This window comes from Caulobacter sp. GSs2, assembly GCF_058680895.1.
Genome location: NZ_CM178725.1, coordinates 3,380,839 through 3,393,194 on the forward strand (window position 1 = coordinate 3,380,839; position 12,356 = coordinate 3,393,194).

Sequence of the window (12,356 nt, forward strand, 5' to 3'; positions counted from 1 at the left end):
TCAGTCGGGCGACGGGCGAGCTGTCAAACCAGCGGAACGGATTGGTCGATTTTGCAGGCCAGGCGCGAGGCTCGGACCGTCTTCCCGGGCGACTAAAGTTTGGGCTGGCAGCTCCCCGATCGCCTCAGGAGCGCGCGCCTTCAGAGCGGCGATCCAAACGCCGATGCGCGTGAGGTCTGCGCAGCATCGCGCGCCTCAAGCGCCTTGCGGATCTCATCATGCGCAGCCTTGTCCATGGTGTGGCCGGCTATCAGGGCAGCGCCAGCAAGCGCCAAAAGGGCGGGCACGACGGCGAAGCTGACCGAGAGAACCAGTAATGCCAGAGCCGCATTCTCGGCCCCCAGGTCAGCCTTGAACCCAAAAAACTCCAGCGCGCTGACGGAAGCAAAAACCGCGACCGCAGAGCCGATCTTTACGGCCCCGCTCAGCAAACCAAACATCAGACCGCTGCGATCCACGCCGCTCCTGAGGCGCTCTTCGTCACTCAGGTCGGCCATCATGGCGCGCAGCAATATTGGCCCCGCGCTGTAGGGCAGGCCGGCAAGGATCATGGTCACGATCCCCCAAGCCAGGCCCTCCGGCGCGATCAACACCGCCAATTGTGCGACGGCATAGGCGACTGCGGCGATGGCCAAGGCGCGATGCTTGCCCATGGCCTGTCCCAGCCGCCCCCAAAGCGGCGCGCCAAGCAGTGCGCCGATAAAATAGAGCAGCAGCAGCAGGCCGGCTTCGGAACGGTCCCAGCCGCGGATGGCGTCAAAATAGAAGAAGAACAGGGTTCCGGCGATGACCGGGCCCGTGCCGAGAAGAATATCCGAGGCCAGCAAACGCATGATCGATGGCCGGCGCATCAAATCCAGATAGTGGCGCCAGGTTGCAGAATGGGTGTTCGGCGGCGACTCCGGCTCGTGAATTGAAAGCAGTGCCAGAAGGATGGCCACGGGCAGGCTCAACACAACGAACCAGCCCATGGCCCGCACGCCCTGCCCGTAATCGAGCCCGAAACCGATTTTCATCAGCGGCGGCATGGCGAGCACAATGAGCATGCCCGCGACGGTGAAGCCCTGCCACCAACTGAAGACGCGCGCGCGCTGCCCATATTCCGGAGCCAGTCGGGCCGCCCAGGTGACGTGCGCCATCGTCGCCATGGACTGGCCCAGAAACCCCAGGACCAGCCAGAACAGGATGTAGTTTCCGTCGATGCCCGGGCGCGCCATGAACAGCATCCAGACCGCGAGGACGGCAATGGGCAGGCCGCCTACCAGCCAGGGCTTGAACCGGCCAAAGCGCGTGTTCGTCCTGTCGATCAGGAACCCGAGGGTCGGATCCAGCCACAAATCGAAAAGTCGAACGATGCCGAAGGCTAGTCCGATAGCACTCAGACTGACGCCCAGATCTGTGGCGTAGTAGTTGGGAAGATAGACGACGACGGGCATGAGCATCGCCGCCACCGGAACGCAGGGCAGGGCAAAGGCCGCCAAGCGCCAAGTTCCTAGGGGCCTTTGGCCGCTGTTTGCGCCATCAGCCCGGCGAGCCGGCGTCTGAAGTCCCTCCGCCACCGCCGCTAGTCGCCAAAGCCGACAAACACCGCCGCTTCCGCCACCGACTTGCGCTCGGACACCACGGCATTGGCCGGGAAGCTTTCATCCGGCCAGCCCAGGGCGATGCTTTTCATGATCACCTGATCGTCGGCAATGCCGGCATGCTCGCGAACCACCGGTGACTGCATGATGCCCTGGCTATTGATCACCGCGCCAAGGCCGCGAGACCAGGCGGCATTGACCAGGGCGGTGGCGACCGCGCCGCAGTCGAACGGCGTGTCGTCGCTGCCGTCGAGGACGCGGTCATAGGTGACGATCACGCAGACCGGCGCGTCGAACTGGCGAAAGCCGCGCAAGACCCAGTCCTGTCGGGCATCCTTGTCATCGCGCTCGATCCCCATCGCCGAGAACAGCTGCTTGGCGACCCCAACCTGTCTGTCGCGGTGCTGGCCGGCGAAGGTCTGGCCTGTCCGAAACTCCCGGGACTGCGGCACACCGGCCAGGGTTCGCTCAGTGTTGCCGGCGCGGATCCGCTCCAGCGGCTGGCCCGTGATGATGTAGAAATTCCACGGCTGGGTGTTCATCGACGATGGCGCACGCATCGCCAGGCCGATGATCTCCTCAATCAGGGCTCGGGGAACGGGGTCGGGCTTGTAACCGCGGATGCTTCGGCGACCCAGGATAACGTCGTCAAACTGCATAGGGGAATCCTGAACCAACGCGCCCAGCTTGGAGCCATATGGATTTATGCGGCTGTGGCAGCGACGCGGCAACCCATGTCGCGTTTCATCAGGGGGCATGGCCAGCTTGGCCCCGCAGGGCGGATGTCCATGCCGAGGTCCTTGTCGCCGATCGCGCCATGGGGGACCTTGCGCCAATCTTCAATCCATCAAGGCTCCTGTCGTCTCCGCGCAGATCGAGGCGCGCCGTCGCGGCCCAGCTTGATGCAGTCATCAGGGTCTCGCTGGAGGCAACGCGCGGTCAAGCCATCCCCATTGCGGCCTCGGTCGCGACCGCCGGTTTGGCCGCCATGCGTTTCGCCGCCAGGCCAAAACAGATGACTGACGCCAACATGGCGACCGAAGCGCCTGCGCAGGCGATGTTCAGACTTTGGACCGGCCCAAATCTCTGGCTGAGGAGATCGCTGGCCGATCCGACGGCTAGGGGCCCAAGACCCAGACCAATCAAGCTTGTCAGGAAAAACAGTATCGCCGAGGCGGTCGCGCGGACGTTGGGGCTTGCCAGAACCTGAACCGAGGCGAAGGTCGGTCCATAGGCCATCGCGTGCAGGAAGACGCCGACCATCAGGGCGGCCAGGGCCAGCGCAAGGTTTGGCGCGAAAGGCATCAGGCCCAGGAACGGCGTGGAGGCCAATAGGACAAACATCGGCTGTCGAGCATAGCCGGCGATGCCGCTGCGGGCGGCCCGGTCGGCCAGCCGGCCACCGATCAACGTACCCGCGCCGCCGCCGAGTCCGATGATGAGTCCGAGGGCTAAACCGACCATGCCTGCGGGACCCAACCCAAGCTTTGCCCCCAGCAGGGTAAGCGCCTCACTGTGATTGCGAAGGAAAAGGGATCCGAAGAACGTAGACTGACCGTAGTAGGAAAATGACGTCAGCGCGGCGGCAAAGGCGATAAGCCAGAATGCGGGCTTGCCCTTCAGCTCGGCGAATGCCGCCCTGAAGGACTGGAGACCTTTGGTCTGCATGGCGAGCGCGGGGCGTAGGCGACGCGGCTCGCGCAGGGTGACAATGGCGAGGACCGCCACGCCCAACCCGGGCAATCCGGCGGCCATGAAGGCCGCGCGCCAGCCAAGGCTGTCGACGATGAGTCCGCCCACCGCCAGGCCCAAAAGCGAGCCGAGGGGAATTCCCAGTGAATAGAAAGCCAGGGCCGAGGCCAGTTTGGCGCGCGGTGTGAACTCGGAAATCAGCGAATGGGCCGCCGGTGTACAGCCAGCCTCGCCGATGCCGACCCCGATCCGCGCCAGAATGAGTTGCGGGAAAGAGCGAGCCAAGCCGCAGACTGCGGTAAATGCGCTCCAGACGGCCAACGAGATCGCGATCAGCCGAACGCGGTCCCCGCGGTCGGCGAGGCGCGCCATCGGCAGGCCTACCGCCGAGTAGAAGAGAGCGAAGGCCAGGCCGCTGACCGCGCCGATCTGCCAGTCGGCGAGGTGCAGTTCAGCCTTCATCGGTTCGGCCAGGATCGTGACGATCTGCCGATCGAGCATGTTGAGCGCGTAGATCAGCATCAACAGCACCAAGGCATAGCGCCGATAGCCTGAGGACCACGCCGGTTGCTCGGTCGGGGATCCGATAGATGTCTCTTCAGCCATGGACCTGCTCGTTGCTTGTCAGATCCCTACGCTATGGGGTGGGCTCAGACCGTGGGGCCCTCGCTGCCGCTGAAGGCGCTCAATATCGCCTATGTGATCTTGTTCCTTTGTACGAGCGCCGGGCTTGAGAACGGAATGCGCCACGCCGACCAGTAGCCGCCTCGCTGGTAGGGCCGCCCCGCAATGACCACTACGATCGCTGATTCACGCCGAGCGCAGGCGCGCCGCACCGACGCCATTGTCGTGGGCGCCGGCTTCGGCGGACTGTACGCGGTTCATCGGCTGCGGAGCGAAGGCCTGTCGGTGATTGGCCTGGAGGCGGGCGGCGATGTCGGCGGAACCTGGTATTGGAACCGCTACCCTGGCGCCCGCTGCGACGTCACAAGCATCGACTATAGCTACGCCTTTTCCGAGGCGATCGAGCAGGCCTGGACCTGGAGCGAAACCTTCGCGGCCGGTTCCGAGATCCTGGCCTACGCCAATTTCGTCGCCGATCACCTGGACCTCAGACCTGCCTATCTCTTCGATACGCGGGTGGAAGCCATCACCTTCGACGATGAGCGGCGCGTCTGGACCCTGACCACCCAGCATGGCGACCGTTTCGAATCCGATTACCTGGTGATGGCCACCGGCCCGCTGTCCCTGCCCAAGCCCGTCGATATTCCAGGCTCCGACCGATTTGAAGGCGAGCTCTATCGCTCGGGCAAATGGCCTCATCACGAGGTCGATTTCCGGGGCAAGCGGGTTGGCCTGGTGGGCACCGGATCCTCCGGCATCCAGATCGCGCCCGTGGTCGCCGAGACCTGTCAGTCGCTGACGGTCTTCCAGCGCACGCCGAGCTTCACGCTTCCCATGCGCAACACGGCCATTTCGGAGGTCTACGCCGCACAGTTGAAGGCGAACATGGCGGGCCTGCGGGCTGTGGCCCGCACCACCTTCACCGGGGGTGTCCGGCCGCTCTCAACCCGCCCGCTGTTCAGCGTGACCGTCGAGGAGCGCAATGAACTCATGGAGGAGGCCTGGGCCAAGGGCGCGTTGCAGTTTCTGGGCCTGTTCTCTGACCTTCTGACCAACGCCGCAGCCAACGAGATCGTCGCAGACTTCGTGCGCGACAAGATCGGCCAGACGGTCAAGGACCCGGTGACGGCCGAGAAGCTCAAGCCGCGCGGCTATCCGATCTATGCGCGCAGGCCCTGTCTCGACACCCAGTATTACGAGACGTTCAACGCGCCGCACGTCTCTCTGGTCGACTGCTTCGAGGAGCCGATCGTTGAATTCACCCCGGCGGGTCTGCGGACGGCCGGGCGCGAGATCGCGCTGGACGTGATCATCATGGCCACCGGTTACGACGCCCTGACCGGCCCGATGCTGGCCATCGACATCACGGGCCGCGATGGGCTGAAGCTCAGCGAAGCCTGGCGCGATGGGCCAAAATCCTACCTGGCGCTTCTGATGCACGGCTTCCCGAACCTGTTCATCATCGGCGGCCCGAGCGGCCCATCAATTTTGGCCAACTACATCCGTCTGGATGAGATGAACGTCGACTGGGTGGTGGACTGCATCCTGCACATGCGCCGCCAGGGCCTGGCGACCGTCGAGGCCACGGCCGACGCGCAAACGCGTTGGGGCCAGACCGTCTGCGAGATCGCGGATCGCACCCTCTATGTGAGGGCGGACACTTGGTACACGGGGACGAATATCGAGGGGAAGCCGCGCGGCTTCTTCGTCTTCGCCGGCGGCCTAAACCGTTATGCCGAGGTCTGCGCCGGGGTCGCGGCGGCGGGCTACGAAGGGTGCCACTTCACGGCGCGCAGCCCGGGTTAGGGCGAGGAAGGCGGGCGCGGCTAGGGCCGCGCCCGCCACCCGCTAGCCGTTTCGACCCAGGAACGCGTAGAGGGGGTCGTTGGGGAAACGGCCGCCCACGGGCGTGCGGGCCGCGAACCGGTCAGGATGTGCGCCAGGTGTCGGTGCAGACTTCTCGATCCAGTCAAAGACGACCTGACGCGCGGCGATGCGCCAGTCGCCGTCGCGCTTTTCGAACCGGTCGAGGTAGCGGCCGCACATGTGCAGGACGACCAGCGACCCGTCGTCATCAGGTTGCCGGTGCAGGGCTGTGAACACGGACTCTACCGCGGCGGCCGACCCATCTTCGAAGGTGATCATGACGTTGTGCACCTGATGCACTGCACGCTCGATGTGAGGCAGGACCGTCAGCGCCCAGTCGACGAACTCCGACGCCGTGCCTTTGAACGCGCCGTGCTGGTCAGGGCCTTCCGGCCAAGCCACTGAGCGCAGGGCCGCCTCGTCCATGCGATCGATGCCCCGGCAATAGCGGTACAGGCACTGGCGGATCTGCTCGCTGTCCCAGAGTTGCTGGAGATTGGGTTGGTCTGCCATCTGGAGGTCTCGTGAAATGAACTGGGGTTACAGGATGTCGCTGGCGTCGCCGGCGTCGCCGAAGGCGGTCCAGCCGCCATCGACACTCAGAGTGGCGCCCGTGACGTAGCTGGCGGCGGGCGAGGTCAGGAACGCGATGGTTCGGGCGACCTCCATGGGGTCTCCGAGGCGCCCGATGGGCGCGCGGCGCTTGATAGAGTCGAACTGCGCTCGCCCTGCGGACTTGAGGGCCAGAACGGCGGGGGTCTCGATATAGCCGGGTGCGACCGTGTTCACACGGATGCCGGCGGAGGCCCATTCGCACGCCAGGCTGCGGGTCATCATCGTCACGGCCGCCTTGGCCGCGCAGTAGGCGTTGCGCCGGGGCAGGGCGCCCAGGCCCGCGATCGAGCCGAGATTGACGATGACGCCCCCCTGACCCATTGCGCGCGCGGCCGCCTTGGCCGTCGCCAGCGGTCCGCTGAAATTGACGTCGTAGACGCTGGTGAAGTCCTCGACGGTCTGATCCAGGGTGGGCTTGAACACGTCGGCGGCGCCGGCGTTGTTGACCAGAACGTCCAGGCGTCCCCAGCGGGCCGTGGCCCTGGCGAAGGCCGCCTCGACCGCAGGGATGTCGGTGATGTCGGCCTGGACGACGAGATGGCCCTCGCCCAGCACTTCGGCCAGCGCCTTGGCGCTCTGCGGGTCGCGCTCGATCACCAGCAGCCGATCCCCCGCGGCGTGAAACAGGTCCACGACGCAGCGGCCGATCCCACGTCCGCCGCCGGTGATCGCGCTGACGCGGGGGGACGGCGCCGGAACGCTGGGCGCGGGCGCTGTCGAAGCCGGGCCGGCGCCGCCATAGACGGTGTAGGCGCCGTCCACGACCAGTGTCGCGCCCACGATGTAGCTGGCCGCCTCGCTGGCTAGAAAGAACACACCCTCGGCCATCTCCTCGGGCTCGCCCATGCGCCCCAGAGGAATGCGGGCGAGCACCGTGGATGGGTTCAGAAGGCCGGCGTCGATCTGGTCCTGCACCATCTGGGTTCGGGTGTAGCCGGGCAGCACGGCGTTGACGCGGACACCCTGAGCCGCCCATTCGCAGGCCAGGGTGCGGGTCAGCGAGATCACGGCCGCCTTGCTGGCGCTGTAGCTGGTGCGCTTGGTCAGGGCGACAAGTCCCGCGCCGGAGGCCAGGTTGATGATCGCGCCATGGCCTTGGGCGGTCATGAGGCGTCCCGCCTCCCGCGCGGCCAGAAAGGCGCCCGTGACATTGATCGATTGCAGCCATGCGACCTCTTCGGCCGTTTGGTCCAGGGTCGCGGTAGGCTGGGGGTCGGTCACGCCGGCGTTGTTGACCAGAACGTCGAGCCGCCCGAATTCGCGGGCCACGCGCTGGAAGCCCTCGCGAATCTGGGCTTCCGAGGAGACGTCCATCGCGATGGCGTGGTGGTCGGCGCCCAGGCTTGCGGCGCGCTCCAGGGCGCGTTCGATGTTGCGGTCGGCGATCAACACCCGGTCGCCGGCCTGAGCAAAGCGCCGGCACGCCGCCCAGCCGATCCCGTCGGCCCCGCCGGTGACCAGGACCACTCGCGACGGCGTCTTGGAGGTCATGCTGTGCTCTGTGTGATGCGGGGGCGCCGCTGCGGATCTGACGGACCCTAACAGCGCCCTCCGGCGCGCCATGCCGGCGCCCGCGCGCCTGTCAAATATCGCCTATGTGATGTGATGCGCGCTGTCCGACCGGACTAAGATCCAGAGTCGAGAGGGGCTACCAAGTCCAGGAGACGGTCCGTGACCGACGACTGGCAAGGAGCAAAGAATGTCGTGCTTGAAGATTGAGGTCGAAGACTTCGTGGCCACGGTGACGCTGGCCAATCCGCCGGTCAATTCGGCGAGTGTCGACATGATGCTGGAGCTTACGGCGGCGTTCGACGCGTTCAACGAGAGCGCCGATGTTCGCGCGGTTCTGCTGACGGGCGAGGGCAAGACCTTCTGCGCGGGCGCCGACCTGAAGAACCGCCCCGGTCCCGACGCCCCGGCCGGCACCGCGTTCGTCCGCCAGCGCATGGCGCGCGAAATGAGCTGGTCGATGGTTGAGTGCAGCAAGCCCGTCGTCGTGGCGGTCAATGGCGCGGCGCTGGGCGCGGGCCTGGGCATTGTGGCCAGCTGCGACATCATTGTGGCCTCTGAGCGGGCGGTTTTCGGTCTTCCCGAGATCGACGTGGGTCTGGCCGGGGGTGCAAAACACGCGCTGCGTTTCATTCCCCATTCCCTCGCGCGCCGCATGGTGCTGACGGGCTGGCGCGTGCCGGCCGAAGAGATGTATCGCCGGGGCCTGATCGAGGCGGCGCTGCCGCATGAGGAGTACCTAGAGTACGCCCGCGCGATCGCCAGGGAAATCGCCAGCAAGAGCCCCATGGCCGTCGCCGCGGCCAAGGACAGTCTCAATGTCATCGACAATCTGAGCCTTCGCGACGGCTATCGCTATGAGCAGGGCAACACGCTGAAGCTGTCGAAGAGCGAGGACGCCAAGGAGGCGGTCAAGGCCTTCATCGAAAAGCGTCCCCCGGTGTTCCAGGGCCGCTAGCGGTGATCGGCGCCCGGTCGAGACCGGGCGCCGGCGCACAAGCAATCTGCGTGAACAAGAAGGCAGCGTCACATGGTGACGCTGCCTTCTTGTTTTCAGGACTGTTAGGCCGCCTCAGGCGTTGGCGATGATCCGGCGCAGCAACGGAGCGGCGACGCCGGCCGTGTTGCGCACCCTGGCCCAGCGTTCGAGGCTGGCGAGCGGATCGCAGGCCCGGGTCCGCGCCATGTAGAGCGGGCCGCCGCGCCATTTCGGAAAGCCCAGTTGCTGGGTCCAGATGGCGTCGACCAGGTTGGGCGAAAGGTCCGGATGCGCTTCGAGCGTATGGGCGGTTCCGTTGATCGCCGCGGTCAGGCACCGATCGATCACGACCTCGTCGCTGATTAGCGCGCGGGCGCAACGCTGGAAGGTCGCTGAGGCTTTCAGGAGCCGCTCGACCTCTGGCTCAAAGGTGTAGCGGCCGTCGCTGCCATGGCGATACCAGCCCGGCGCGTCGGACCCGCCCACACGGCCTTCGTCGATCATGAGATCGAGGGTCGGCGAATAGGTGATCCAGTCCTCGCCATTGGTCTGGCCGGTCTGACGCCGGAACACGGTTTCCAGTCCCTCGCGGTCCGAACGCAGGAAGGGAGCGACGCGGAAGCCGAACTTCTGAAGCTCTCGGTCGATCTGGCCGGGTGTGGCGCCCTCGTCCAGCAGATGGATGGCTTCACGCAAGAGAGGCCAGACAAGCTCGTGCGCGAGTTCGGCGGGGAGGGCGCGGCGCGCCAGGGCGGACTGGCCATGTTCGGCATAGGTCAGGGCCTGGGCCTCGGGGGAGGCCGCGAAGGTCTCGTCCAGGCGATCGATCTCGACGCGCGCGCGGCGGGAGGGCGTCTGCCAGGCCAGTTCCAGCGCGCGCAGCAATGTTATCGGGGCCGTCTGCTGGGGGGCCTCGCGGCGCACCTTGGCCCGCAGGCCGTATATCTTGGCGGTGATGACCTCCGGCTCGGCGGTGAGCGCGATCCTGCTTTCGCTCCCGAAGCTGAAGGCGAGCTTCTCGGCGACCTGGACGAGATCGCGGGCGGCGACAAGATCGATCAGGCCATGCTCGATCGCCGCCTTGCTGTCCCAGACCGCATTGAAGACGGCCAGATCGGCGGCGCGCTCGACCTGGATCAATCGCGCCAGACGGATCAGGGTCTCGGCTGCGGGAAGGTGGCCTTCGCTGCGCGCCAGATTCGAGAAGGTGGCGTTAGGCAAGGCGACCCGCGCGGCGCAGGCCAAGGCCAGTTCCAGGCCCGAGCCCGTGACAGGACCCGAGAGGGCGGCGATGATCGGCTTGGTCGAGCCTGCGACCGCCGCATAGATTGCCGCGCGGGCGTCGTCGGGCGCGGTTTGGGCGGCGAGCACGTCGTTGAACAGGCGGCGGCCGTGGAGAACGATGGCGCAGACCTCGGGGTCCGCGCCAAACGCGGTGATTTTTTCGATGAAGGCGCGGGCATGCGCGGCGTCCCAGCTGCAGGGCGGCGGGCAGTCCAGCTTCAATTGCGCTACGCCGCGCCGGAGCGCTAATTCAAAGCGCATGGCTTGGCCATTCGGCGCCGCCTGAGTCGGCCGGCGGGTCGTTCCCGTTCCCATATTTCCTCCAACCGGTTGCGTGTCGCAGTCCGCTTTGAGCGGTTCTTTCCGGTCCGACGCACGCCAAAGCGTCCGCCATGGGCGACAACAGCATGCCCTGAGGGAAGGTGAAAGCCGCGCGTCGATTGCTCCATCCAGTATCGCGTATGTGAAAAGACGCCTGTGGATCGAACCGCGTCCCGGCGCCGCGCCATCCGTCCCTAAGGTCCGCCGCAAAGACCATCGGACACAGGAAACGCCATGCTCGGCCTGATGCAGGATACGCCTCTGACGCTGTCCTCGCTCCTTGATCACGCAGCGCGTTTTCATGGCGAGGTCGAGATCGTCTCGAAGGAGCCTGGAGGCGTCACTCGAAGTAATTACGCGCGCCTTGCGGTCCGGGCGCGCCAACTGGCCTCAGCCTTGCGGCGCCGAGGGCTGAGCGAAGGCGATCGTGTCGCCAGCCTGGCGCTTAACAGCGCGCTCCATCTTGAGCTCTACTACGGCGCGACGGGCGCGGGTGGGATACTGAACACCGTCAATCCTCGGCTCTTCCCCGAGCAGATCGCCTTCATCCTTCGGCACGCCGAAAACAGGATCGTGTTCTTCGACCCGGCCTTCGGGGGTCTGCTCGAAACCCTGGTCGACCAGGCGCCGCAGGTCGAAGTCTATGTCTGCCTGTGCAGCGCGCAGGACCTGCCGCGCCTGAACCTGCCCAATCTGATCGCCTACGAGGACCTTCTCGCGGCCGAGCCCGAAGACGCGCCCTGGACCGTCGTCTCCGAGAACGCCGGCGCAATCCTCTGCTACACCTCGGGAACCACGGGCGATCCCAAGGGCGTGCTCTACAGCCACCGTTCACTGGTTCTGCACGCTTTCGTGGCGACCGGCGCGGACGGCATGGCAATCTCCCGCCGCGACAGCATCCTGTTGGTGACGCCGCTGTTCCACGTCAACGCTTGGGGCATTCCGTTCAGCGCGGCCATGTGCGGCGCCAAGCTGGTGCTGCCGGGCGCTGCTGTCGACGGCGAAAGTCTGTTCAACTTGATGCGGGCAGAGCGCTGCACCTTCAGCCTGGGGGTGCCGACCGTCTGGCTGGGCTTCCTGGACTATGTGGCCTCCCATCGCGAGGATCTGGACCTGGCTGGACTGGCGCTGGAGCGGATCCTGGTCGGCGGTTCGGCCGCGCCGCGCAGCCTGATCGAGCGCTTTGACTACATGCTGGGCGTCTATGTCATTCACGCCTGGGGCATGACCGAGACCAGCCCGCTGGCGACCATCGGGACGCCGCTACCTGAGCACGCCTTCCTCGATCGTCAGGCGCGCTATGACGTTCAGGCCCTTCAGGGCCGCGCCATCTATGGCGTGGAGCTCCGGATCGTCGACGCCGACGGCGTGATCGCGCCGCATGACGGCCTGGTGGTGGGCGACCTGCAGGTTCGTGGTCCCTGGGTTGTGCGAAGCTACTTCAAGGCCGAAGCGCCGGCCGTCACTGAGGACGGCTGGTTCGCCACGGGCGATGTGGCCAAGATCCACCCCAATGGCTACCTGCAACTGACCGACCGTTCGAAGGATGTCATCAAGTCGGGGGGCGAGTGGATCTCGTCGGTCGATCTGGAGAATGTCGCCATCGCCCATCCCGACGTTCGCGAAGCGGCGGTCATCGGCGTGCCGCATCCCAAGTGGCAGGAGCGTCCGTTGCTGATCGTGGTGCCGGCTCCGGAGACCATCCCCGACAAGGACGACATCCTGAAGTTCCTCGCCTCGCGCGTGGCGCGCTGGCAGGTGCCCGATGACGTGGTGATCGTCGACTCCCTGCCGCACACTGCGACGGGCAAGCTCCTGAAGTCAAAGCTGCGCGAGACCTATCGTCACCACCTCGACCCGTCCGCCGAGGTCGTCTAGAGCGC

Annotated in this window: 8 protein-coding genes and 1 pseudogene; 3 read left to right on the forward strand and 6 right to left on the reverse strand. The window is 66.0% G+C overall.

Translation table 11 applies throughout. The features are described from left to right. Positions 1 to 140: 140 nt before the first annotated feature. From ACW17Z_RS16375 to ACW17Z_RS16385, 3 genes are all read right to left on the reverse strand, one after another. A complete protein-coding gene (locus ACW17Z_RS16375; RefSeq protein ID WP_492056783.1) occupies positions 141 to 1,559 on the reverse strand; it encodes an MFS transporter in 1,419 nt (472 codons plus the stop codon). A 5-nt stretch (positions 1,560 to 1,564) separates the two neighbouring features. After that, positions 1,565 to 2,242 (reverse strand): nitroreductase, encoded by a 678-nt coding sequence (locus tag ACW17Z_RS16380; protein WP_492056784.1) that lies wholly within the window; start codon positions 2,240 to 2,242, stop codon positions 1,565 to 1,567. Positions 2,243 to 2,522: 280 nt separating this feature from the next. Beyond that, positions 2,523 to 3,881: a spinster family MFS transporter gene (locus ACW17Z_RS16385; protein WP_492056785.1), complete on the reverse strand. Its 1,359-nt coding sequence runs from the start codon at positions 3,879 to 3,881 to the stop codon at positions 2,523 to 2,525. Between the two features lie 183 nt (positions 3,882 to 4,064). Between ACW17Z_RS16385 and ACW17Z_RS16390 the strand changes: the two genes are divergently transcribed. Then, complete coding sequence (locus ACW17Z_RS16390) at positions 4,065 to 5,705, forward strand: flavin-containing monooxygenase (protein ID WP_492056786.1); 1,641 nt, start codon at positions 4,065 to 4,067, stop codon at positions 5,703 to 5,705. A gap of 42 nt (positions 5,706 to 5,747) precedes the next feature. Here ACW17Z_RS16390 and ACW17Z_RS16395 read toward each other — a convergent pair whose 3' ends face one another. Then, complete coding sequence (locus tag ACW17Z_RS16395) at positions 5,748 to 6,278, reverse strand: nuclear transport factor 2 family protein (RefSeq protein WP_492056787.1); 531 nt, start codon at positions 6,276 to 6,278, stop codon at positions 5,748 to 5,750. A gap of 27 nt (positions 6,279 to 6,305) precedes the next feature. Continuing rightward, positions 6,306 to 7,871 carry a glucose 1-dehydrogenase gene (locus ACW17Z_RS16400; RefSeq protein WP_492056788.1) on the reverse strand — a complete coding sequence of 522 codons (1,566 nt, stop codon included), beginning with the start codon at positions 7,869 to 7,871 and terminating at the stop codon, positions 6,306 to 6,308. A gap of 155 nt (positions 7,872 to 8,026) precedes the next feature. On the opposite strand from ACW17Z_RS16400, the pseudogene ACW17Z_RS16405 reads away from it, so the two are divergent. Further along, a pseudogene (locus tag ACW17Z_RS16405) lies at positions 8,027 to 8,847 on the forward strand (enoyl-CoA hydratase/isomerase family protein); the annotation flags it as partial. A 114-nt stretch (positions 8,848 to 8,961) separates the two neighbouring features. Here the strand turns inward: ACW17Z_RS16405 and ACW17Z_RS16410 are convergent. Then, on the reverse strand, positions 8,962 to 10,467 hold the full coding sequence (locus ACW17Z_RS16410) for a 3-hydroxyacyl-CoA dehydrogenase family protein (RefSeq protein ID WP_492056789.1): 1,506 nt from the start codon (positions 10,465 to 10,467) through the stop codon (positions 8,962 to 8,964). A gap of 240 nt (positions 10,468 to 10,707) precedes the next feature. On the opposite strand from ACW17Z_RS16410, the gene ACW17Z_RS16415 reads away from it, so the two are divergent. Further along, on the forward strand, positions 10,708 to 12,351 hold the full coding sequence (locus ACW17Z_RS16415) for a long-chain fatty acid--CoA ligase (protein ID WP_492056790.1): 1,644 nt from the start codon (positions 10,708 to 10,710) through the stop codon (positions 12,349 to 12,351). Positions 12,352 to 12,356 lie beyond the last annotated feature (5 nt).